Raw genomic sequence first — 24,309 nt, forward strand, 5'->3', positions numbered from 1 at the left:
GGTATATGAACTAAGCATACGAAGAAAAAGCCATAAAAGAAGGTAGGCAATGAATATACCTTAATTCAATTACTTATGGCATATAAAACAAAAAAGCCTCAGCAGAATCTGCCGAGGCTTTTTATCTTGGGCGATTAAATTTAGCTTAGAACGACAAACGTAATTTCACAGAAGCCGTTTGATTTAAAAAGTCTTCACGACCTTCAACATCATATTGAGCCGTGATATCGGTGTAGTCGTTTATGTTAAAGGTGGCAACGACACCCGCTCTGGCTAACCACGGTGAAGGGTCAATACCTTCTGTTGTGAAGGCAGTACCACCACCGGTATACGATGCCGTCATACTGGTATCGTCATTGATGAGGTCATAACCGATACCCATATTCGCTAGTAAGGTGGTCTTATCATTTAACTGGTGGTCGATATCAGTTTGTGCCATAAGCTGACATCAATACCCTTACGAAGCAGTAAAAAGAAAGAAGCAATGGCAGAAATAAACAATGTAATAACCAGAACAAGGATGATAGTACGAAGATCAGGTAACAAAACACACTCACTGTTTAAAACTGACATAGATGATATGTCAGCGAACTCAATCGATATACGATGGTAGAAGGATATAAAGCAAATACAAATTATGGCAAATCTTGACGCTGAAATGAAAAAAGCGATCAGAATCAAACCGCATTTCAAATAAAATCATAAGGGCCTGCCCAAAAAGATGACGCTTTATTCTTGGTTATTTCTGTTTATTTATGCCACTTTCACAGCCATTATGTGTCAATACACCTACAGCAAAATAATCAAAGGACGAATATGACGAAGATATATCATAAAAACGACGCGGCCATTTCTGAGCTTGATGAACTGCAATATCACGTCACTCAGCAATGTGGCACTGAACCTCCGTTTAACAATGCCTACTGGGATAATAAAGAACCGGGCCTCTATGTCGATGTGGTCTCTGGCGAGCCCTTATTTACCTCATTAGATAAATACGACTCGATGTCTGGCTGGCCCAGCTTTACACGTCCACTCGACGCCAATAATATCACTGAGCATAGTGATAACACACTAGGAATGGTCAGAACCGAGGTGCGTTCAAAATTCGGTGACTCGCACCTGGGTCATGTATTCCCTGATGGCCCTGAAGAACAGGGTGGTTTGCGTTACTGTATTAACTCGGCCAGCTTACGTTTTATTCCAAAAGACCAGTTAGCCGCTGAAGGTTATGCTGACTACCTGCCCTTGTTTGATAATGACGAATCAACGGATACCGACACCATTGAAACCGCCATCTTAGCCGGTGGCTGCTTCTGGGGAATGGAAGAATTATTCCGTCATCAACCCGGCGTGATCAATACCCGCGTTGGCTACACCGGCGGCCATGTACCTGATGTCACCTATAAAGTTGTCAAACAAGGCGACACCGGACATGCTGAGGCGATTGAAGTGATGTTTGATTCTTCACAAACCAGCTATCGTGACATCCTGGAGTTTTTCTTTATGGTGCATGACTCCACCACCAAAAACCGCCAGGGAAATGATATCGGTGACAGTTACCGCTCGGCTATTTTTGTGGAAAATAGTGAACAAGCCAAAGTCGCTAATGAGTTAATAAAAGAACTCGATGCCAGCGGCATTCTCCCCAGCCCCATCACTACCGAAGTCACCAAAGCCGGACCATTTTACGAGGCCGAACCCGAACACCAGGACTATTTACAACATTATCCGAATGGCTATACATGTCATTGGATTCGTAAAGACTGGAAGTTGAAAAAGTAAAGCTTAGATAAATCACACACTCGGGCATCCAATCTGGATGCCCTTTTGTATGCCTATCTATTTTCCAGACCTTAAGCATCACAACTAAGAGCTAGTCCACTAGCATTTGACCGAAAAATAAATTTGCTTAAAAACGTAGGTTGGGTAGAACCTGTGAAACCCAACAAATCCTATACTTGAATATATATTTTGGGTTTCGTACCTCAACCCAACCTACAGTGCTGGGTGCCCTTTTTATGCCTAACAATAAAGCACTTCGCTTCCCTTTCTTTGGCTTGACAAAAAACGCTAGTGAGTTTGTATTTAAGCTATTGCCAGAAAACACAAAATAAGTCAGAGTTAAACTTAATTCAGAAAATATGGAAGGTTTCATGAATACTAATAAGTTGGCTTTATTTTTCCAGCCAAGCTCACCATTCCGGCTCTATTTCCCAAAAAAATAATCGCGTTTTTATTAATAAACAGATACTTAAGAAATCTAAACCAGTATTACAGAGCGACTTCTTTAATATTTATTATGAAGCCAGAGGCTTCATAAAAGACACTGTTATAGCGAATGAAGAAATGAACACTTTCTCAGAGACGACAAGAAGGAATATTTTTGCGGTTGCTGTTGGCCCGCTGGCTCTTGTGCCTGCCATCGTTCTGGCAACGCTGGTTAATGTGCTATTCCAGGGTGCTGATTCAGACTGGCAGGGTGCCATTGTGTCTGCCCTGTTTGTTTCAGTTGTCGGCCTACTTATCGCATATCCGTTAGTCGTCGTTCTGGGTGTTCCTGCAGTTTTGGTTCTTCTGCGCTATCAAAGGCTGGGCTTTTTCCCACTGACAATTCTTGGCTTGCTTGGCGCACTGCCCGTAACATTGTGGCTTGCGCCGTCGTTGCAAAGCTTTCTGATGTTTGGCTATTGTTCAACTGCGGTTGTTTTAGGATGTTGGTGTGCATACAAATACGCAAAGCTATAAAACACACTGTTATAAGTACTGGTAGCTATGAAGTATTTTGTTTCTGTAATAGCCAACGCTCTGTTTCTTAGGCTTTCTTTAGCAGGGCTTTTGTCGACCTGTATGTGGGGCTGCCCAAACACCGGAATACAGTTGGTTTTTAAGATCTCTTCTATCTGCTTGTTGGTTAGCCTCTCGCTGATTATCTACCGTTGGGTAACGAGCAGGCGCGGCGGTGAAACTAGCAATGAGGGCTGATGTGCCAACCCCTTATAACAAGGCCATTAAATTCGTTACGGCCACGAAAAGCACGGCCTCCACCGGACTGCCTTCGCGTTGCTTCGGCAGCGTTTTATGGCGGAGTTAAAGGCTTTGAGAGTGGAGTTAAATTTGGGCATCGAAGAAAATGGATTTGAGATGCACTCTAGCTTTCTATGTAACGACTCTATTAATGAAATAACTACTGAGATTGAAGCGTTAGATTCAGACTTCCCGAAACATGGAATTCGCAACGCTGAGAAGAAACTCAGCTCTGTTAGAAATCTCGTCGAGTCAGACTTGCTTCTAGAAAAGGCCAGGATTTATCTCACAGGAAAACCTGAAGTAGTGCGAGTTATTGTCTTTGATAAAACGGCCGATAAGAACTGGCTTGTTACTTGGCATCAAGATAAGACAATTTCAGTTAGTGACAAGAAGGAGGTTGATGGTTGGGGGCCTTGGACTTTGAAAGATGGGGTTCACCATGTTCAACCTAAGCTAAATGTCTTGGAGGAAATGGTAACTTTCCGCATTCATCTAGATGATGCGAATGAGAGCAATGGCTGCCTAAAAGTAATACCTAAGAGTCATAAATTGGGCATTCTCAGCAAAAATGAACAAGATCGTATTGTTGCTGAATCAGAAGCATATATCTGCTCAGCTAAATCGGGAGACTTATTAGTGATGCGGCCACATTTACTGCATTCATCAAGCAAAGGCACAGAGCCAAATCACCGTCGTATTGTTCATATAGAGTACAGTAGCTTTCAGTTACCAATCGGGCTAGCATGGACTTAACACTGGCATGCTCCAAAATGGACACAGTCCTGATAAGGAATTAGATGAAATCATTAGAAAAGCTCAAATTTTGGTCCACTGTCGTTGCGATTATCTCAATCATTTTGATGGCAGTTTCTGTAATCGGTGCGGTTTGGACAGCTATGCCACTATCTGATGTATTCGTCAGGGTTGGGGCATCATTTTTTGTTATTTTTCTACTTTCTCTATCCATACAAAATTTAGCTAAAGGACTTTGTTCTGAAAATCAAAGTGACGATTAATTTTGAGTCTGAAAAAAGTTATAGGCATAAACAAGTGCCGTATTGATGAAGGAAGTGAACATAATGCATAACAAGGAATCAAATGACATCTGCACAAAAATTTAGATTTTGGTCTGCTATATCTGCGATTGTTTCTATCGTATTGGTGGCAGTTTGCGTCATTGGAGCAATTTGGGCATCTCCACCCGTGTTTGTCATCTTGAGCAAAATGGGAGCAACCTTTTTTGTAATTTTTCTTCTGTCTTTATTTATTCAGAATGTAGCAAAAGGTTATTGTTCTGATGATTAATAATCAAACATTCAAACACTATAAACCAATTGATTTCGACTTGAGGCAAGGCTGACATGTCAGACGATATACAAAATAACCACGCCATGCCAGCAGATGCCAGCCCCGAATTACTGTCAAACGATATACCTGCTACCACCATATTTAAGTCGAGTTCGCACTGGGCTGTAGTCGGTATATTTTTACTGCTGTTACTGGCCAGTATTGCTCACGCTCGTGATTTTCTCGTGCCGGTAGCGCTTGGTGTGTTATTGGCACTGGTATTTAGTCCGGTGCGACGTTTCCTTGAACGCAGACGGCTACCACCAGCTATCTCCGCTTTTATTATTGTATGCGGATTGATGACGCTAATAGGCTTGGGCTTAAGTACGCTCGCTGATCCTGTACAGCGTTGGATTAAAGAAGCCCCCACCATCGGCTTTAAAATAGAACAGAAATTGCGTGGTGCCAACCAGTCAGCAAAAGAAGTCATTGATGCTGGTAAACAGATTGAGCAGATCGCTTCACTAGAAAACGAGACAGAGCAAGTACAGAAAGTCTCACCACGCGAGCCAGGAGTGCTTGTCAAACTCGCTACTTCGGTGCCTGAAATTCTGGCGCAAATGGTATTCACCCTAGTGTTGCTGTTCTTTCTGCTGGCCTCAGGTGATATGTTTTACGAAAAGCTAGTACACATCATGCCGACGTTTAAAGATAAACGTAACGCGATCAAAATTAGCTATGACATTGAACGTAAGTTGTCGAATTACTTATTCACTATCACCCTTATTAATGCTGTGCTTGGTATAGCGGTTGGAGTATCAATGTGGCTACTGGGCATGCCAAATGCCATCTTATTCGGAGTGTTAGCGTTCGCCTTTAATTTTGTGCCTTACCTTGGTGCTATTGTCGGCGTTGTGATCGCGGCTCTCGTGGGATTGCTTACCTTTGACCATACCGGTACCGCACTGCTTCCGGCCCTCACTTATTTGATCCTAACTATTTTTGAAGGGCAGATTGCCACACCATATTTCGTTGGTCGGCGTTTAGAAATGAACCCCGTCGTGATTTTCCTCTCGGTCGCATTATGGGCCTGGCTGTGGTCGATTGTGGGTATGTTAGTAGCAGTGCCATTATTGGTTGCTGTTCGCACCTTTTGCGAACATATCCCCAGCTTACAGGCATTTGGTACTTTTCTCTCGGCACGGGGTAGTGAAAATTTTCATCCAGAAAATGCCGAGACAGAAACCTGATGTGAGACTAGAGGAAAAATAGAGATAGCGTCGGGAAAGAGAAGCTTGAAATCAAGAAACAAAATCAAACACTCTGACACTATTGGTTATAAGTCTTGGCAAAAGAATGTGTGTTTATCTGAGTTAATTTATACGCGAACAGAAGAAGGCCGCAGAAGACTATTAAAAGCAAAAATGAAATCTTTTTCGTCGGCATTCGAAAATGAAATAAAGAGACAAGATAGATGGCAATAAGGCTTGGAAACCATTTGTCTGATTATGCAAAAATCAAATGCTCTGACCCTATTGGTTCTATTAATTTTAATAGCTATTGATTCAAAAGAGAATCAGGAATTATGGAAACTACTCATCGCGAAATTGTTAATTATTGGATAGGTCACCAAAGCGAATGTGGTCTGTCCGTCGATTGGAGAGAAGCAGAAAAACTTTGTTGGCGTTGTGCGCATAAACGAATGCTTCAACGTTGCCATATTATTCCACGTTCCCTTGGTGGAGATGAAAGCCCTAGCAACCTAGTGCTCTTATGTGCTCAGTGTCATGCGGAAGCCCCAAATGTTAATGATCCTGAGTTCATGTGGGTATGGCTTCGAGCTCACGCTGTTAGCTTTTATGGCACTTATTGGCTTGAGCGCGGAATTCGCGAGTACGAATTTGTTTATGGTGAAAAACCGTTCTCTGGACTCACGAATACTGATGAGCTCATGAAAAAAGTTATGGACGTCGCTCAGCAAATATTTCAAAAGACCAGTACCCATTGGGGTCAAGGAAAGATCAACCCTGCTACTTGGGCATGGGTTTTTCGCCAGATCGATGAAGAAGCACGCGAGACAATTGATTAGAGAACTCTATGACTAAATGAACTATAAATATCAGAGGGTGCATGCACCAGCTTTATAGTTAAGAAACCAATGCGATCAGAGCGTTTGATTTTTTGAGAAATAATATAACTGGCAATATGAAGAATCAAACATACTTGTAGCATAAAAAGCTATTGGAATTAAGTTGAACCTCTCAGTACAAATCAGGACTTTGAAAAGCTCCTCTTCCCCCGTCTATTACCGCTAAAAATTTACTGTATTTTATGGGTTAAGTGGACACGTGTTTGAGCGAAGCGAGTTGGTGTTCACGCCATAAAATACAGTAAGTTTTTAGAGATAAGGCAATATCGGGTGCCCTTTTGTTTGGTTCGTTTATTTTGGGCATGCACAAATTCGTCTGGAACGAATTTGGACGCCAGAGGCGCCCGTAGGGTGAGTGACATGGATGTCACGAATCAAATTAAATGAACGCCTTGCGGCAGCTTGTCGTTTTAAACAAAGAAACTATTCGTTGGGTTTCGTTCCTCTACCCAACCTACATACCCCATAGTTTTTATTATAAAAATCAAACCATTATACAGATTAACATATTCTCTTATAGTTTAAAGAAGGGTGCGCTTGCGCGCACCCCGGATGAGTTAGGCTGCTTTAGAAGTGTCGGCTTTTTTATCTTCCACATCATGTTCCAAAGCTTTGTTAACCGTTTGATTAATCGGAATCGATTTAGGCTTCATCGCTTCAGGAATTTCTTTCACAAGGCTGATAGTCAGTAAGCCGTTGGAAAGATCAGCGCCAGTCACTTCGACGTAATCAGCAAGGTTGAACTTACGTTCAAATGAACGATAAGCAATACCTTGATGGAGGTATTTACGCTCTTCTTTAGCCGCTTTTTCACCTCTTACAGTCAGCACACCATTTTCAACCTGAATATCAAGCTCCTCTTGGGTAAAGCCGGCAACGGCTAGTGTGATGGCATAGCGGTTGTCCTCAATAAGCTCGATATTGTAGGGAGGGTATCCACTGGAAGTGGAGTCTGCAGTGAGTGCATGGTTAATCAGTGATCCCAAACGATCAAAACCAACACTACTACGATAAAGAGGGGTTAGGTCAATTGCATTCATGGTATATCCTCCGTTAGAAGCAATATAAAACAAAAACAATCAATGGTGAGGGCCCCTTCATGGCAGCCTCTCACGTTATTTTTAATAAGGTTTGACCCAGCAGAGTTCAAGTCTTTTTATGAAATTTTTATCTGGTCAATGTGAAAATGGCAATGCACTTGTCAGCACAAAGGGGATATGAAAAGCTTCCATTCTCCCGTCTATTGCCGCCAAAAATTAGGGTTGGTTGATGGATTAAGTGGTCGAGTGTCTGACCGAAGGGAGTTATCGACCACGCCATCAAACAAGGCTAATGTTTGGATCAAAGGCAATATTGGGTGCCCTTTTGTTTGGTTCGTTTATTTTGGGCAAGCAAAATAAATGAACGCCTCGCGGCAGCCTGTGATTTAAAAATAAGAAACTATCCATTTGGTTTCTTTTCTCAACCTAACCTACCGCATTTAGCTTATAAAAAAAGGGAGTTAGCTTCGGCTCACTCCCCTCTTTTATCATCCACTAATTCTTAAACCCTAGTGCTTAGTGCAACGTATTGGGTTCACTTGCTGAAGCGACGGTGTCATTAAATAACTTGGCGACATCGACTTTATCAAAGGTGTAATGCTGATTACAGAATTCACAGGCGACTTCGATCTCACCTTCGGTGACGATAATATCATCGGCCTCTTCCTGCCCTAACATGGCGATGGTTTCTTCTACGCGCTGACGTGAGCAGGTGCAGGAGAAACGTAAATCAGTTGGTTCGAACAGTCTGACTTGTTCCTCATGGAATAAACGATGTAATAAAGTTTCTGACTCTAATGTCAGCAATTCTTCATCGGTAATCGTGCTTGCCAGTTGACTGATACGGAACCAGTCTTCCTGAGCATCTTCACGTTGATTTTCTTCGCTGGGTAGCTGCTGCAAGAATAAGCCTGCGACATTATGTTCATTCGCTGACAGCCAGATTTTAGTGGCTAATTGCTCGGAGTTTTCGAAGTAGTTTTCCAGGGTTTCAGCTAAGTTAACACCTTGCAGACTGACTACGCCCTGATAAGGTTGTTTGGCTCCTTCCTGCTCAATGGTAATTGCTAAGGTACCGCCACCCATCATATCAGTCAGGCTGGCATCGTCGGCGATCTCCCCATCCCACTGAGCGAGTGCACGTAAGGTATCTTTACTGGTGCATTCCACCATCATCAATGAAACAGGGCCTTCAGAACGCACTTGTAATACCAGTCGGCCAGTGATTTTGACTGTGGCGGCTAACAGTGCTGCCGCCCCCATCATTTCACCTAAGACATTGCGTAAGGCTTGAGGGTAGTCACGGCGATTTAACACTTCCTGCCAACTTTCCTGCAAGTTGACCCACTCACCGCGAATCGCTGCATTGTCAAAAATAAAACGTTGTAAACAATCTGATTTCACTGCTGTGATACCTATTTCTTTAAGTTTGGGAATGGGTGTCATACGACAAATGGCTAAAACGAAATAATGACATTTCGCTCATCCAATAAAAAAGCCGGACAAATGTTTGCCCGGCTATTCTATCGCATCTGCGGTGTTTAACTAAGCAATCTTCAACAAAATCTCGTTGATACGTTTGACATAGGTGGCTGGATCTTCCAGTTGCCCACCTTCTGCCAATAATGCCTGGTCAAACAGAATCGATGTCCAGTCGGTAAAGCGACTTTCATCGGATTCATCTTTCAGTTTCACGACCATCGGATGCTCAGGGTTCAGCTCCATAATCGGTTTAGTCCCTGCCACATCCTGACCGGCTGCTTTTAACATACGCTCAAGATTCATACTCATATCGTAGTTATCAGCGACTAAACAGGCTGGAGAGTCTGTTAAACGATGCGTGATACGTACATCTTTGACTTTGTCTTCCAGTGATTTTTTCACTCTTTCCACTAAGTCTTCGAAGTTTTTATCGGTTTCTTCGTGCGCTTTTTTCTCTTCTTCGTCTTCCAGCTCACCTAAGTCCAGGTCACCTTTAGCGACTGATTGCAGGTGTTTATCATCAAACTCAGTCAGAGAATTCACTAACCATTCATCGACACGATCCGTCAGCAATAAGACTTCAATACCTTTCTTACGGAAAACTTCCAGATGCGGGCTGTTTTTCGCTGCCGCGTAGCTTTCTGCAGTGATGTAGTAAATCTTCTCTTGCTTGTCTTTCATCCGGCTGACGTAGTCTTCCAGAGAAACCGTTTGGTCTGACGAGCCAGATTCGGTAGTGGCAAAACGGAATAGTTTCGCCAATGTTTCTTTATTAGCAAAGTCTTCGCCCGGACCTTCTTTTAACACCTGACCAAATTCTTTCCAGAACTCAGCATATTGCTCAGGTTCGTTTTTCGCCAGTTTACTCAGTTCGCTCAGAACTTTTTTCACTGACGCGGCACGAATGGTGTCAATGGTTTTGCTGCTTTGCAGAATTTCACGTGACACATTCAGTGGCAAGTCATTGGTATCCACCACACCACGAATAAAGCGCAGGTAACGTGGCATCAATTGTTCGCTGTCTTCCATGATAAAGACGCGTTTTACATACAGCTTGATGCCGTGCATGCGGTCACGGTCCCACAAATCAAATGGGGCTTTTGACGGAATGTAGAGCAGTGAGGTGTATTCGATATTGCCTTCGACTTTGTTATGACTCCACAGCATGGGGTCCTGATAGTCGTGAGCGATTTGTTTGTAGAACTCTTTGTACTGATCATCGGTGATGTCATTTTTCGACAGAGACCATAAGGCTGTCGCTTTGTTGATGGTTTCATCACCTTTATCGGCTTCATCAATTTCGCCATCTTCGTTCGGTAATGGCTCTTTTGCCATCACAATCGGCAGGTTGATGTGGTCTGAGTACTTGGTGATGATATTACGCAGACGCCAGCCGTTAGCGAACTCTTCTTCACCTTCACGAAGATGCAGCACGATTTCTGTACCGCGTTGTGGTTTTTCGATGGTTTCAATGGTGAACTCACCTTCACCGGCAGATTCCCACTGCACACCGTGCTCAGCCGTCAGACCAGCACGGCGTGTTCGTAATGTCACTTTGTCAGCCACGATAAAGGCAGAATAGAAACCGACACCGAACTGACCAATTAATTGTGAATCTTTACTTTGATCGCCTGTGAGCTTTTCAAAAAACTTACGAGTACCACTGCGAGCAATGGTGCCGATATTTTCAATCACTTCTTCACGCGTCATACCAATACCGTTATCACTGATAGTGACGGTATTTTTATCTTTATCAAACTCGACACGAATTTTTAATTCCGCATCATCTTCATAAAGTGCATCGTCTGATAACGCTTCAAAACGCAATTTATCAGCTGCATCGGCCGCGTTTGAAACTAATTCACGTAAAAAGATCTCTTTATTGGAGTACAAAGAGTGAATCATCAGATTCAATAGTTGTTTGACTTCAGTTTGAAAACCTAGCGTTTCCTTATGTGCATCAACACTCATTGAAAAAATGCCTCCGTATGGCTATTTGTTTGGACATGGGAAGCAGATGGGGTCGGCTTTTTTAAAATCAAGAGCAAATGATGAATATCTGTCACTTGGATTTTTCTTCCCAGCCAACCATAATAGTGAATAATTTTCTAAAGCCGGATAGTGCTCGGTTGACACAAGTACATTGGATTCTACATACATGTCGAAAAACCAGCTCCGCATTCTGACCTACAATTTGCATAAAGGCTTTAACACCAGTAACCGCCAATTCACGTTGCATCCGATCCGAGATGCCTTGGTGGAAACCAATGCCGATATCATGCTGCTGCAGGAGATTCAGGGCGAGCACAGTAAACATGGTTTAACTCATGACGCTTGGCCGGAAGGTTTACACTCTGAGTTTTTGGCAAAAGATGTTTGGCCTCATCATGCTTACGGCAAGAATGCCATTTATGAAGTCGGCCACCATGGCAATGCTATTCTCAGCAAATATCCACTTGTCAGCTGGGAAAATATCAATGTCTCTCCATTCAGTTGGGCCAGCCGTAGTCTGTTACATGGCGAAATTCAATTGCCCTGGTCAGATGAGATTTTGCATATCATTTGTATTCACCTGGGTTTAACCGGTATAGAACGTCGCAAGCAATTTGGCTTGTTATGTGATCGTATACAGGCGCATGTACCGGATAGCGCACCACTCATTGTCGCCGGTGATTTTAATGACTGGACTGGTCAGGCTGAAAAGCGTCTGGCACAGCGTCTGGATTTAAAAGAAGCTTACCGTACCCTGCATAATCGCTATGCGCGAACCTGGCCCTCATGGATGCCAATGTTGAAAATGGATCGTATTTATTATCGGGGCATGGAGCCGACATTATGTGGCAGACCACCGCATTCGGCATGGAACCAATTATCCGATCACGCACCACTTATCGCTGCTTTTGACTTACCCTGAGTCGATAGCTTTAAGGATGAAAATCATCGAACAGCTCAGAAAATGGGCAACTGCATTAAAAACCCAAATTACCGCATTGTTTATCGCCTATCAGCGTCCAGATGTTCCGTTGCTGAGTAAAATCATTATTAGTCTTGTCATCGCTTATGCCGTCAGCCCGATTGATCTGATTCCTGATTTTATTCCCGTCTTAGGCTGGTTGGATGAAATTCTGCTGTTACCTCTCGGCTGTTGGCTGGCTATTCGATTAATGCCCTCTGCCATTTGGCTCGATTGTCAGGAAAAAGCACAACATCGTTCTATCCAACTGCCGCGTAACCGATGGATCGTGTGGGGTATTATCATCATTTGGTGTTTGCTGGCTGTTTGGCTACTCTCTTTAGCCTGGCCCTACTTTGAACAGTATTTTTAAGGCAGCATGAACTTGCAGAGATAAGGTAATTTTCATTTAATGATTCGGTTTATAACTCTATCAACGATTACTTTTCTTTGAAAAAAAACCGTCTTTATCTGAGGTGCCAATGTCTGAGTCAACAAAACTCGATAATCCGATTACCTTCACTATAGGCCACGAACAATTACAGATTCGTCGACGCTATGAAGTGGTTAGTATTCTCAATGATTTTCTGATTGCTATCTGGTTTTTGATCGGCAGTATTCTCTTTCTGTATCCCGAGTACGAAAATACCGCAGTATGGCTTTTCATTATTGGTAGTTTTCAGTTTTTATTACGGCCCACTTTACGTTTAGCTTCTCATATTCACCTGCAGCGTATTCCTGAGTCTGAGTGGCAAAAATAGTGGTTAACGAACAATAAGATTCTACGATGACCGATTATATCGGGCGATATGCCCCCTCTCCCACTGGACCACTACACTTTGGTTCACTGGTCACTGCTGTTGCCAGCTATCTTGAGGCTAAAACCCAGTCAGGCAAATGGCTATTGCGAATGGAGGATCTGGATAAACCCAGAGAAATGCCTGGCGCAGCAGATGAGATATTACGTACGCTGGAAAGTTATGGCTTTGAATGGGATGGAGAGGTTGTTTATCAAAGCCAACGTAGTGACTTATATCAATCTTATCTTGACCAACTCATTGATAAACAACGTGTCTATCCCTGTAATTGTAGCCGCCGCGAAATTGCCGACATTGCCCATGCAGGAATAGAAGGTCCTATCTACCCAGGCTCATGTAGACATGGTCTGTCATCACACCGGCAACAGATAGCCTGGCGACTTCGAGTAGATAGCGACAGACTGGTTTTTAGTGATCGGGTCTATGGTAACTTCCAGCATCATCTAAAGAATGATTTTGGTGACTTTATATTAAAACGCGCTGACGGGCTCTTTGCCTATCAGTTAGCCGTGGTAGTGGATGATGCCGAGCAAGGTATCACTCATGTTGTTCGAGGTGCAGATTTATTAAATTCGACCAGTCGCCAGATTTATCTGCAGCAGCAACTAGGTGTTTCGACACCAAGCTATACCCATATTCCTCTAGTAAAAAATGCTCAAGGTGAAAAGCTGAGTAAACAAACCGCTGCACCAGCAATCAAAGACAAGGAGGCAACTGCACAGTTAATTAACGCCCTATTTTTTTTGGGGCTTGATGTAACAGCGCTGTCTTCAGCGATGCCGGTTTCAACTTTATGGCAGTGGGCATTGCCCCATTGGCAACTCTCCGGAGTTCAGAAAAAAATCATCCAAAAAAACAGTGAAAAAAGCTAAGGAAAGTAAGCGCCTGTCCGCTAAGGTGAATAGCATTATCAATCAACATGACAACTTCATGTTTTTTTAAGGAAAACCGCATGCTTAATCAACTCACTGTGAAAAAGAAACTCTTCATTTTGTCAGTATTGGTCGGTGTGACAATATTAGTGATGATTATTCTCGGGCAGATATTCCTATCCAAAATTATTCACTTAGAAAATGCCGCTCATCAAGCTGTTAAGTTAGAAACGAATATGTTGATGTTACGTCGACATGAAAAAGACTTTCTCAAACGACTTGATTTGAAATATCAAGATGAGTTTCATCAAACACAACAGATTTTTCTCAGTAATCTTGAACAACTTTCTCAGTCACTGGATCAGCTGGGTCAGTCACACGAGTCACTCAATGCACTTCATGATGTGCTGATTGAATACGGCACAAAATTTGATGAAATTGCAGCCGTTGAACAAACCATAGGATTAACCCCTACCGATGGTTTATATGGCAACCTTCGAAAAGCAGTGCATCAGGTTGAGGAGACCATCAACACATTTAATGACGATACTTTACTTGCCGCCATGCTGATGCTGAGACGTCATGAAAAAGACTTTATGCTGCGTTCAGACATCAAATATGTCAGTAAATTTGAAGAATCCTATACTGATTTTAATCGCCGCCTGGATGACAGCTATATTTCCACGGATATGAAAAAACAGATTGGCAATGAAATAGAAAAGTATCGTGCTGATTTTTTATCTTTAGTGAAAGGTTATGAAACACGTGGGATGAATTCTGAGTCAGGATTGCTGGGAGAGTTACGTAGCACGATCCATCGAGGTGAAGGTGAACTTGATACGCTTGAACAACATATCAGTAATGAAATCCCTAAAGCGATACAAAATGCAAAAATCACTGTTTTTGTTATCGCATTGACACTGGCAGCACTGATTTTATGGCTTATCAGGCTATTAAGCCAAAGTATTATCATTCCACTTCATAAGCTGTCTGAGACCATGCAAGAAGTCGAAAAAAATCGTGATTTAAGTTTGCGTGTTGATGACTCGGGTAAGGATGAAATTGCCGAAATGGCACACTCCTTTAACCTAATGACGGCCTCATTTCAAAAGCTGATTCAACAGGTCATGACCTCTGCTCTCACCGTCAGTGCCGCAGCTGAGGAACTCTCTGTAGTGGCTGAACAAACCAAAAAAGGTGTTATCAACCAACAAAGCAGTAGTGAGCAAGTTGCTACAGCCATGAATGAAATGACCGCGACTGTGCAGGAAGTCGCACGTTATGCGGCTGAAGCAGCGAGTTTATCTAAAAGTTCTGATAGCGAGACCAGTCAGGGACAATTATTGGTCAAAGACACCATTGATTCCATCAAACAATTGGCTGTTCAGAGTTCAAGTAACGCAGATGCCATTAAAAACCTGCAGGCAGAAAGTGAAAACATTGGCACCGTATTAACCGTGATACAAAGTATTGCCGAACAAACCAACTTACTAGCGTTAAATGCAGCGATTGAAGCGGCACGCGCTGGCGAGTCTGGTCGAGGTTTTGCTGTTGTCGCAGATGAAGTCAGAACATTGGCACAACGCAGCAAAGAGTCAACAGAAGAAATTAAAACGATTATCGAGCGTTTGCAAAATGAAGCCAATCAATGTGTGACAGCTACAATGAAAGGTAAGGAATATGTAGAAGCCACCGTGACTAAAGTTGGCGCAGCTGGCGAAAGTCTGAGTATGATTTCAGAACGTGTCAGATCGATTATGGATATGAACACACATATTGCAAGTGCCGCCGAAGAACAGAGTGCCGTGGCTGAAGACATTAACCGTAATGTAAATCACATTGCACAAGTAGCCGAAGAAAATGCTGAAAGCACATCACAAACAACGGAAACCAGTCAGGGCCTTGCTGGACTGGCAGCAGACTTGCAAAAACTGATTACTCAGTTCAAAGTCTGACATAACAGAGCGTCATGGATGACGACTATCAGTGGTAGCAAGACAGTGCTGATTCACATTATGATGCATACTCAGGACTTATATTCAGGATGACATGTTATGCCCTTGTACCGTTTCTTCATATTTGTGTTAATCAGCCTGACGGTGGCTGCATGTGATTCTGACTCGGCGCAACGGACACTCAAGCAACAACAACTGAATATCAGTGGTCAGATCAGTTATCGCGAACGTATTGCACTCCCCAAAAATTCCCAACTCATTATTAAACTGGAAAATATCACCAGCGCACAAAAAAATGGCGAAATCATTGCCGAAAAAACGATATCCCTTGGCAACCGTCAAGTGCCCATCGATTTTCAGCTACAGGTGTTTAAAGATCAGCTGAATAAAGATGAAAATTATGCACTGCGTGCCTCTATTCAGGATAAAAGTGGGGAATTACTCTGGACCACCGATGAACTGAATCTGGTTCCTACAGATACCGATAAAGTTTCGCTCGGCCTACTTAATCTGGTGAAATTTCAACAGCCTGAGAATGATAATAGTCACACGGTACTGTTTCAATGTGGTGAACAACAGATCAGAACCGTCATCAAAAATGAGTCTATGCAGCTCAAGATGAACGATGATTTGTATATGCTATTTCAGGTGCCAACCGCTTCCGGTGCCAAATATCAGTCTAAAGATAAATTAGTCAGTTTCTGGAGTAAAGGTCATCAGGGGATTCTGACCATTGCTGATATGAGTTGGAGTCATTGTACTGCTGTTAATCAGGATCAACTGGAACAACTGCCTTTCCGGGCTCAAGGCCACGAGCCAGAATGGTCGCTTTCTGCAACGTATGACCAGGTGATTATGACGTGGGATAAAGGACAGAAACAGAGCGTGCTGGCTGAGACAGAACTGAATATTTACCACACCGGTTTTGAACTCAAAGCCTACTCTGACACCCGCTATATCAAAGTAGAAACCTTAGCTACTTTATGCCGTGATGATATGTCGGGATTACCCTACCCTTATCAGGTTAGCGTGCGATTGGACAATCTCGATTTTCAGGGCTGCGGGGGCCATAGTCGTGATTTACTCGTAGGTCAGGAATGGATAGTTCAGGACTTAAATCAACAAGGTGTGATTGATTTTTCACGCCTGACCATGACCTTTGATGATCAGGGGCGTTTATCAGGATTTACTTCATGTAACCAGTACAGTACGGCTTATGAATTTAATGAACGACTGGATATCGCTTCAGCGATTACCACACAAAAAGTGTGTCCGGTGGCTATTATGAATCAGGAAAAATTATTTTTGTCGATACTGACGGATGTGGAATCGCTGGATATCAGCATCAACGGCGCTTTGATTTTGAAAACAGCAGACGGGCGGACGATTACCGCCCGTCGCTGATAAAGCCGGGCTTTATTTCATTACCACATGATTGTGACTATGGTAACGGCGATTACCTTCCAGCTTCCGTAACATCACATAGAAAACTGGGGTAAAGAACAAGCCGAAGAATGTGACCCCGAGCATGCCTGAGAAAACGGTGACACCAATATCATTACGCATTTCTGAACCTGCACCGGTCGATAGCACCATCGGTACAACCCCCATAATAAACGCAAAGGATGTCATCAAAATCGGTCTTAAACGCATACGACTGGCTTTGATTGCCGCTTTTACTGTTTCCATGCCATCAATCTCAAGCTCGCGAGCGAACTCAACAATCAAAATGGCATTTTTACTGGCCAGTCCCGCCAGCACAAAGAAACTTATCTGCGTGAAGATATTGCTATCGCCATCGGTTAACCATACACCCGTCACTGCTGCCAGAATCGATAGCGGCACAATGGTAATCACCACCAGCGGCAAGATAAGACTTTCATATTGTGCAGCTAACACTAAGAAAACCAATAACAAACATAAAGGGAAAATGAATAACGCAGTATTCCCGCTAATCACTTGTTGATAGGTTAAATCAGTCCATTCAAATTCCATTCCCGAAGGCAAGGTTTTTTCCAGGATCTCACTAATCGCATCTTGGGCCTGGCCACTTGAGTAACCCGGTGCGGCATTACCATTCAAGTCAGCCGCCAGATAACCATTATAGTGAGCCGCACTTTCCGGACCATAGCTTTCTTGCATTTGTAATACGCTGCCTAATGGCACCATATCGCCATTGCTATTCCGTACTTTTAGATTCAACGCATCATCCGGAGCATTACGATAATCAGAATCTGCCTGAGCAATCACCTGATAGGTACGACCAAACTGATTGAAATCATTGATATAGAGTGAACCGAGATAAATCTGCATGGTGTCAAAAATATCTTTGATGTTCAGTCCAAGCTGTTTGGCTTTTGTCCGATCTAAATCAGCATAAAGCTGAGGCACATTAATTTTATAGTTCGAGTAAACGCTGGTAAGTGCAGGACTCTGCCATGCCTGACCTTGCACCTGAGAGACTACTTCAGCAAGTTTTTCATAACCCAGATCCGCACGGTCCTCAATCTGCAATTTAAAACCACCTGTCGTTCCCAAACCACGCACGGGTGGTGGCGGGAAAATGGCGATGAAGGCTTCTTCTACCTGAGCAAATTTCGCTTGCAAACGACCGGCAATAGCCGCAGCAGACAGGTCAGGTGACTTACGTTTATCAAATGAATCCAAAGTTACAAACACAATACCGGCGCTTGGGCTATTTGTGAAACCGTTGACGGATAATCCCGGGAACTGCACAGCACTCTGAACACCTGGTTCATTCAGTGCAATACGCCCCATTTCTTTGATAACATCCTGTGTCCGCGCCAGAGATGCACCATCAGGTAACTGGGCAAAACTGATCAGGTATTGTTTATCCTGTGCTGGTACAAAGCCCTTTGGCAATATATTCAAACCATAGACCGTCATCCCTAATAAGATGATGTACACAAAAGACATGATGACTTTGTGTTTTAACAAACCACCGACTGAACCAGAATAACCATTTGATGCTTTCTTAAACGTCTTGTTGAAGATGTTAAAGAACCAGCCAAACAGAAAATCAATGATTCTGGTGAGTTTATCTTTTGGTGCATCATGCCCTTTCAACAACAGCGCCGATAATGCTGGACTCAAGGTCAAGGAGTTAACGGCTGAAATCACTGTTGAGATAGCAATCGTCAATGCAAATTGTTGGTAGAACTGCCCTGTTAAACCACTCACAAAAGCGATAGGTACAAACACCGCAACCAGCGTTAACGAAATCGCGACGATAGGCCCACTGACCTCTCGCATGGCTTGGTAACTTGCTTCAAGCGGAGATAAACCATTCTCAATATTACGTTCGACGTTTTCCACGACCACAATGGCATCATCCACCACGATGCCAATTGCCAGCACCAAACCGAATAAGGACAAAGTGTTGATAGAGAAACCAAACACATGCATCAATGCAAAAGTACCGATAATTGATACCGGCACGGCTAATAATGGAATTAATGAAGCACGCCAAGTCTGTAAGAACACGACCACGACGATAACGACTAAGACAAGCGCTTCCAGTAAGGTTTTAATGACCGCATGAATGGAGTCACGAACGAATACGGTCGGGTCATACACCACGCTGTAATCGACGCCCTCAGGGAAATTCTTTTTCAGCTTAGCCATGGTGCTGCGAATATTGTCGGAAATCTCGATGGCATTCGCACCCGGTGACTGGAAGATAGGAATCGCTACCGCAGGCTGATTATTTAACATTGAGTTCAAGCTGAACTCAGCCGCCTGTAATTCTACTCTGGCCACATCTTTCAGACGTGTTACCTGACCATCACTACCAGCTCTGATGATGATGTTTTCAAACTCTTCCGGTGATTCCAGACGACCTTTTGCATTGATCGGTAATTGCACATCAACCGGTTCGGTCATCGGCGCGCCACCGATAATACCGGCAGCAACTTGAACATTCTGTTCTCTGATCGCGTTGACCACATCCATCGCCGTCAATTGTCTCTCAGCCACTTTTTCAGGGTTGAGCCAAATACGCATGGCATAGTCACCCGAACCGAACAGACGAACTTGTCCGACGCCTTCAACTTTGGCTAACTCATCTTTAACATGAAGAACGGCATAGTTACGCAGATATAACTCATCATAGCGTTTATCAGGAGAGGTTAAATGCACAACCATGGTCAGATCTGGCGAGCTTTTAACCACCGTCACACCTAGTTGACGAGTCACTTCTGGCAATCTAGGTGTTGCTTGCGTGACACGATTTTGCACCATCTGCTGAGCTAAATCCGGATCGGTGCCTATTTTAAAAGTCACAGTCAGTGTCATGCGACCATCTGAGGTAGCTTGTGAAAACATATAGATCATGTTTTCTACACCACTCAGCTGCTCTTCCAGTGGTCTGGCTACCGTCTCAGCAATGACTTTAGGGTTGGCACCCGGAAACTGAGCGTTGACGACAACTGAGGGTGGCGATACCTCAGGATATTCCGATATCGGCAGCTGAAACATCGACAGTAAGCCGGCAATAAAAATAAGAATGGATAAAACACCCGCAAATATGGGTCTGTCCACAAAAAACTTGGAAATATTCATTGCGTTCCTTCGTTACGCTATTTAGCGACTTAACTTATTGTCAAAGCTATTTTTCTGACACCGGAGCATCTGTTTCAGCCACAGCTTTCGGTGAAACAACCATATTTGGTCTAATGTGAGACAGGCCATTTACAACGACTTTATCACCGGCTTTTAAGCCCGATAACACGATACGCTTGTCTTGGTGATGTCCACCTAACACAACTTCCTGATAAACCGCCTGATTCTCATCATTGATCACAAACACAAACTTCTTGTTTTGATTGGTGCCAATCGCTCTGCTAGGGATGAGCAATGCATCTTGTTTATCAGGTGAACCGACTTTTACATTGGCATACATACCCGGCGTCAACGCACCATCTTTATTATCAAAAATAGCGCGGGCACGTATGGTGCCGCTGGCAATATCCAAACGATTATCTAAAGAATAAATATCACCGTGATACACAACGCTTTCATCTGCCGCCAGAGTCATATCAACAGGCATTGTGTGTTCTTTTTCCGTATTTCTCATCATCTTTATATATGTTTGCTCATCGACATCAAACTCAGCATAAAAACGATCATTGGCCACAATGGTGGTTAATACGGGCGCACTCGGTGTCGTTTCGATGATATTGCCTACCGTCAATTCAGCGCGGCTGAGACGACCAGCAAATGGCGCACGGATATAGCAATAATTCAGATTCAGTTTTGCTTGTGAGACAGCACTTTCTGCTTCGCGAATAGCCGCAATGGCAACCTGATTTTCATTTTTAGCGGCATCAAACACACTATCAGACACCAATTTATCTCTGACCAGTTTTTCTGTACGAGCGAGCTCATCTTTGGCCAGCGTCGCTTTCGATTTAGCAGATGCCAATTGCGCTTCGGCACTGGCTAAAGCCGCTTTGTAAGGACGTGGGTCGATAACAAAAAGTAGCTCATTTTTCTCCACTAACTGGCCATCAGTGAACAATACCTGTTGAAGTTCGCCGCCAACGAGCGGTTTGATATCCGCTCTATCAACTGCACTCAATCGACCAGAAAAGCTTGTCCAGATGCGAACTTTCTCTGGTTGTATGGTAATCACCTCAGCGACAGGTGGCGGCGGCGTATTTGGCGCTGCGGCTTGTGCAGATTTCTCACCCTGCTTTGCAAACATCACATAGGCAACTCCCGCTGCGATGCACACAAGAATAAAAATAAGTAGCTTTAATCCACCGCGATTTTGACGGTTTGATGATACTTCAGACATGGAAATCTCCGTGAGCCAGATAAGCCTAGCAGGTCCTTGATAAAACTATCCTGTTCAGGATAAACTGCAATAGAATACATACCGACCGGTATGTTAGTCAATATGACCGAGAAAATAGTCAACTTTTCTACAAGATTCATATAAAACAACGATCTAATTCACCATCACGGTAACTCATCTTATTTAAAGTATGCTTTCATTTTGGATAGTTTCTTGTAAGAAACTTGTCACACAAACCGAGCGGTATCTATACTGTATTATTAGAATGAATGGTTTATAAAATATGTCTGTCACAGAAACTCGTGAAAAGCTATTGTCAACAGCACTGGAGCTGATCTGGCAAAGCAACTACAACTGCGTTGGCGTCAATGATATTTGTCGGCAGGCTGGCGTGACCAAAGGCGCGTTTTATCATCACTTTGATTCTAAAGCATCATTATTTTGTGAAGCCGCAAGCTATTACTGGCAAGTTATAAAAACCGACCTAGATGCTGTTTTTTCACCTATCAACTCGCCTCTGCAACAACTTGAGAATCTCATCGAGTTTGTTTTTAAATCGAAAATAAGTACACGTAATAAACCGATACCAGGCTGTCCCTTCTTTAACGCCGGAGCACAAATTGGTACGGATGATGAACAGGTATTGGAAGCCTTACGATCGCTGTCACAAACAGCCATTAATTATGATATTGCTCTGGTTAAAGCGCTGGCATCAGCTGGCTATCTCAATTACAAGGCCGATCCAGAAAGTTTAGGCCGAATGATGTACACCTATATTCACGGTGTAATGAGCTTTGCTCACCTTCAGACTGATATTTCAACCGTAAGAAAAGATCTGCCTGAAGGCTTATACCGGCTTCTGGGTATCAAAGAAGAATATTGGTTTACGGAATCAGCTACCTGGAATAAGCAACCACTGCTAGCAAAATAGTGATGCTTATGCTTGTAGCTCCCAACTTTCTATTAGCCTGTATTCCACCCCTGATGCTAAAGAAACTGACTCAACCAAAGCAAATTTTTTTGCCCGCATTGAAATCGCGTTAAAGCAGATCTGAGGTCGATATTTTGCTTTTCTGGCCAACGTCATATGAGCACGAAATGGACGGCTTTCTTTATGGACAGGTAAATCCCGTATCAGCTGGTTTAAAGCATTGACCAATTGATATAAGGATAATGGCTGTTTCTGACAGGTTAAGCAGACTATTCGAGGTCTTGACCAGTAATCAATTTCATCAAATTGAAGTGTGACTGAAGATGACCTCAGTGTTCTTGCCCTCTGTCTTAATGTCAGAATAACGTCCTCTTCAACATTCCCTAAAAAAGCTAATGTAACGTGTAAATTGGTCGACTTTAATTTTCTTAAACCCGGTTGTTCGAGACGCTCAGATAACTGACTCACCTCAGTGCGTATCGTATCATCAGGCCAAAGTGCAAAAAACACACGTCGCATATTAGATCGCTAAAACACAATCGTTGTATTGCGACCAAGTTCTTTGGCTCGGTATAGCGCCATATCGGCCCTTTTTATGCAGTCATCAACTGCTTCATCTTCATTGTACTCAGTCACACCAAAGCTTGCCGTCACTTGCAGATCATCTAAGCCAAAATCAGTGTCCTCGATCAATCGTCTCATATGCTCGGCCACAGCCTTAGCTCCATGATTGTTGGTCTCAGGACAGACGATTAAAAATTCTTCGCCACCCCAACGGCCAACGATGTCTGTGTCTCTCAAATTCTCAGACAACATATCAGCAATTTTTTTTATAACCTTGTCACCAATGACATGACCATAGGTATCATTCACTTTCTTAAAATGGTCAATGTCCATAATGATGACCGAAAATTGATGTTGATATCGATGGTAAGTCTGCAATGCTTCCTGAAATGCCTCATGCAGATAGTAACGGTTGGGTAATCCGGTTAACTGGTCATTTTGTGACATATACACCAGTTTTTTATTAACCGCTTTCAACTCCCTATTATGTCGATGAACAACGCGATAACGATAAAGAGACAAGAGGAGAATGATGAATAAACCAGCAAGTAATTTCCATAACAAACTATAGTCAGCATCATATTCCAATTTGACCGATAGCCAATTATTCAAAATCTGTTGGCGTTGGGCTTCACTAGTTGCATTGATTGCTTTGTTATAAATCGACAATAACAAAGGAAGGTCTTTACGAATACCAACAGACATATTGTATTGTTCATTAAGCACACCACTGATTTTCAGATGAGAAATACCGTGTGCCAGCATTTGATAATTGATACTCGGCACGGTATCAATAAATGCGAACGCCATCCCGCGTTCTACCAGTTTCAGGCCCTCAACAGCACTACCGGCTTCAATAATATTCAATCCAGGATAATTGTCCCTGATAAGTTTTATGGCAGCGTAGTCTCTAACCATGACAAATTTTTTATCTTTCACTTGAGACAAGTTAATAATAAATGGAATATCAGGGTGAGTCGCCAACGCAAGTGAATAGGTTATATAGGGTTTAGTAACGGTCAGATAATCGCGTCTTTCAGGGATATCCTGGGCACTGGATAACACATCACATTTTTTTTGTTGAATAAATTCGAGTGATTGATCCCAGCTGACCGTTTCCACCAGCACTACCGGCTTACCAATCATGCTTGACCATAATTGGTGAAAACTCGACATGATGCCAGTGTAATGGCCGCTTTTATCAATCCCTTCGTATGGCATCCAATCTGGATCGGTACAAAGATGAATCTCGTCGATTTTATCAAGGAAAGCTTGTTCTGATACTGTCAGATTAAGTGTTTGTTGAGCAAACGAGGGAGCTTGAACCGAGATATAAACACAAAGTAACAGTAAAAACCGTAAGCTCAACTTCATCTTCCTTGATAGCCTCATATCACTTATAGCATCGAA

General features: G+C 43.1%; 23 protein-coding genes. 14 read left to right on the forward strand and 9 right to left on the reverse strand.

Annotated elements, in window-relative coordinates; translation table 11 throughout:
• Window positions 1-145 precede the first annotated feature (145 nt).
• Both QQL60_RS08025 and QQL60_RS08030 read right to left on the reverse strand, forming a co-directional pair.
• Window positions 146-439, reverse strand: a complete 294-nt coding sequence (locus QQL60_RS08025) for an autotransporter domain-containing protein (protein WP_284722995.1) — start codon at window positions 437-439, stop codon at window positions 146-148.
• A complete protein-coding gene (locus QQL60_RS08030; protein WP_284722996.1) occupies window positions 409-573 on the reverse strand; it encodes a hypothetical protein in 165 nt (54 codons plus the stop codon). Before QQL60_RS08030 ends, QQL60_RS08025 begins: the two co-directional genes overlap by 31 nt.
• A gap of 243 nt (window positions 574-816) precedes the next feature.
• On the opposite strand from QQL60_RS08030, the gene QQL60_RS08035 reads away from it, so the two are divergent.
• The 7 genes from QQL60_RS08035 (at window position 817) to QQL60_RS08065 (ending at window position 6,406) form a co-directional block, all read left to right on the forward strand.
• Complete coding sequence (locus QQL60_RS08035) at window positions 817-1,785, forward strand: bifunctional methionine sulfoxide reductase B/A protein (protein WP_284722997.1); 969 nt, start codon at window positions 817-819, stop codon at window positions 1,783-1,785.
• Window positions 1,786-2,349: 564 nt separating this feature from the next.
• Window positions 2,350-2,748, forward strand: a complete 399-nt coding sequence (locus QQL60_RS08040; protein ID WP_284722998.1) for a hypothetical protein — start codon at window positions 2,350-2,352, stop codon at window positions 2,746-2,748.
• A 333-nt stretch (window positions 2,749-3,081) separates the two neighbouring features.
• On the forward strand, window positions 3,082-3,783 hold the full coding sequence (locus QQL60_RS08045; RefSeq protein ID WP_284722999.1) for a phytanoyl-CoA dioxygenase family protein: 702 nt from the start codon (window positions 3,082-3,084) through the stop codon (window positions 3,781-3,783).
• A gap of 44 nt (window positions 3,784-3,827) precedes the next feature.
• Window positions 3,828-4,046 (forward strand): hypothetical protein, encoded by a 219-nt coding sequence (locus QQL60_RS08050; protein WP_284723000.1) that lies wholly within the window; start codon window positions 3,828-3,830, stop codon window positions 4,044-4,046.
• An 82-nt stretch (window positions 4,047-4,128) separates the two neighbouring features.
• Window positions 4,129-4,335, forward strand: coding sequence for a hypothetical protein (locus QQL60_RS08055; protein WP_284723001.1), 207 nt, complete (start codon window positions 4,129-4,131; stop codon window positions 4,333-4,335).
• Between the two features lie 56 nt (window positions 4,336-4,391).
• Window positions 4,392-5,567, forward strand: coding sequence for an AI-2E family transporter (locus tag QQL60_RS08060; RefSeq protein ID WP_284723002.1), 1,176 nt, complete (start codon window positions 4,392-4,394; stop codon window positions 5,565-5,567).
• Between the two features lie 335 nt (window positions 5,568-5,902).
• A complete protein-coding gene (locus tag QQL60_RS08065) occupies window positions 5,903-6,406 on the forward strand; it encodes an HNH endonuclease (RefSeq protein WP_284723003.1) in 504 nt (167 codons plus the stop codon).
• Between the two features lie 617 nt (window positions 6,407-7,023).
• Here the strand turns inward: QQL60_RS08065 and QQL60_RS08070 are convergent.
• The 3 genes from QQL60_RS08070 to htpG all read right to left on the reverse strand — a co-directional run bounded on the left by QQL60_RS08070 (window position 7,024) and on the right by htpG (window position 10,959).
• A complete protein-coding gene (locus QQL60_RS08070) occupies window positions 7,024-7,506 on the reverse strand; it encodes an Hsp20 family protein (RefSeq protein WP_348530027.1) in 483 nt (160 codons plus the stop codon).
• A 516-nt stretch (window positions 7,507-8,022) separates the two neighbouring features.
• Window positions 8,023-8,910: an Hsp33 family molecular chaperone HslO gene (gene hslO / locus QQL60_RS08075; RefSeq protein ID WP_284723004.1), complete on the reverse strand. Its 888-nt coding sequence runs from the start codon at window positions 8,908-8,910 to the stop codon at window positions 8,023-8,025.
• Between the two features lie 141 nt (window positions 8,911-9,051).
• Window positions 9,052-10,959, reverse strand: a complete 1,908-nt coding sequence (htpG, locus tag QQL60_RS08080) for a molecular chaperone HtpG (RefSeq protein ID WP_007146485.1) — start codon at window positions 10,957-10,959, stop codon at window positions 9,052-9,054.
• A 187-nt stretch (window positions 10,960-11,146) separates the two neighbouring features.
• Here htpG and QQL60_RS08085 point away from each other — a divergent pair, with 187 nt between their 5' ends.
• From QQL60_RS08085 to QQL60_RS08110, 6 genes are all read left to right on the forward strand, one after another.
• On the forward strand, window positions 11,147-11,902 hold the full coding sequence (locus QQL60_RS08085) for an endonuclease/exonuclease/phosphatase family protein (RefSeq protein WP_007146486.1): 756 nt from the start codon (window positions 11,147-11,149) through the stop codon (window positions 11,900-11,902).
• A gap of 16 nt (window positions 11,903-11,918) precedes the next feature.
• Window positions 11,919-12,314 (forward strand): YkvA family protein, encoded by a 396-nt coding sequence (locus QQL60_RS08090; RefSeq protein ID WP_284723005.1) that lies wholly within the window; start codon window positions 11,919-11,921, stop codon window positions 12,312-12,314.
• A 109-nt stretch (window positions 12,315-12,423) separates the two neighbouring features.
• Window positions 12,424-12,702 carry a YrhK family protein gene (locus tag QQL60_RS08095; protein ID WP_007146489.1) on the forward strand — a complete coding sequence of 93 codons (279 nt, stop codon included), beginning with the start codon at window positions 12,424-12,426 and terminating at the stop codon, window positions 12,700-12,702.
• 26 nt (window positions 12,703-12,728) lie between these two features.
• Window positions 12,729-13,631, forward strand: a complete 903-nt coding sequence (gluQRS, locus tag QQL60_RS08100; protein WP_284723006.1) for a tRNA glutamyl-Q(34) synthetase GluQRS — start codon at window positions 12,729-12,731, stop codon at window positions 13,629-13,631.
• An 80-nt stretch (window positions 13,632-13,711) separates the two neighbouring features.
• Window positions 13,712-15,586 carry a methyl-accepting chemotaxis protein gene (locus QQL60_RS08105; RefSeq protein WP_284723007.1) on the forward strand — a complete coding sequence of 625 codons (1,875 nt, stop codon included), beginning with the start codon at window positions 13,712-13,714 and terminating at the stop codon, window positions 15,584-15,586.
• A gap of 99 nt (window positions 15,587-15,685) precedes the next feature.
• On the forward strand, window positions 15,686-16,990 hold the full coding sequence (locus QQL60_RS08110; RefSeq protein ID WP_284450695.1) for a YbaY family lipoprotein: 1,305 nt from the start codon (window positions 15,686-15,688) through the stop codon (window positions 16,988-16,990).
• Between the two features lie 12 nt (window positions 16,991-17,002).
• Here QQL60_RS08110 and QQL60_RS08115 read toward each other — a convergent pair whose 3' ends face one another.
• Both QQL60_RS08115 and QQL60_RS08120 read right to left on the reverse strand, forming a co-directional pair.
• Window positions 17,003-20,167 (reverse strand): efflux RND transporter permease subunit, encoded by a 3,165-nt coding sequence (locus QQL60_RS08115; RefSeq protein WP_284723008.1) that lies wholly within the window; start codon window positions 20,165-20,167, stop codon window positions 17,003-17,005.
• Between the two features lie 46 nt (window positions 20,168-20,213).
• Window positions 20,214-21,404 (reverse strand): efflux RND transporter periplasmic adaptor subunit, encoded by a 1,191-nt coding sequence (locus tag QQL60_RS08120; RefSeq protein ID WP_007146494.1) that lies wholly within the window; start codon window positions 21,402-21,404, stop codon window positions 20,214-20,216.
• A gap of 283 nt (window positions 21,405-21,687) precedes the next feature.
• On the opposite strand from QQL60_RS08120, the gene QQL60_RS08125 reads away from it, so the two are divergent.
• Window positions 21,688-22,335 (forward strand): TetR/AcrR family transcriptional regulator, encoded by a 648-nt coding sequence (locus QQL60_RS08125; RefSeq protein ID WP_007146495.1) that lies wholly within the window; start codon window positions 21,688-21,690, stop codon window positions 22,333-22,335.
• A 6-nt stretch (window positions 22,336-22,341) separates the two neighbouring features.
• Here the strand turns inward: QQL60_RS08125 and thpR are convergent, their stop codons facing one another.
• Together thpR and QQL60_RS08135 are read right to left on the reverse strand one after the other, a co-directional pair.
• Window positions 22,342-22,854: an RNA 2',3'-cyclic phosphodiesterase gene (gene thpR, locus QQL60_RS08130; protein ID WP_007146496.1), complete on the reverse strand. Its 513-nt coding sequence runs from the start codon at window positions 22,852-22,854 to the stop codon at window positions 22,342-22,344.
• A gap of 9 nt (window positions 22,855-22,863) precedes the next feature.
• Window positions 22,864-24,273, reverse strand: coding sequence for a diguanylate cyclase (locus QQL60_RS08135; RefSeq protein ID WP_040576601.1), 1,410 nt, complete (start codon window positions 24,271-24,273; stop codon window positions 22,864-22,866).
• Between the last annotated feature and the right edge of the window lie 36 nt (window positions 24,274-24,309).

The sequence above is a fragment of the Methylophaga thalassica genome (assembly GCF_030159795.1).
In the GTDB taxonomy this organism is placed as follows: Bacteria; Pseudomonadota; Gammaproteobacteria; order Nitrosococcales; family Methylophagaceae; genus Methylophaga; species Methylophaga thalassica.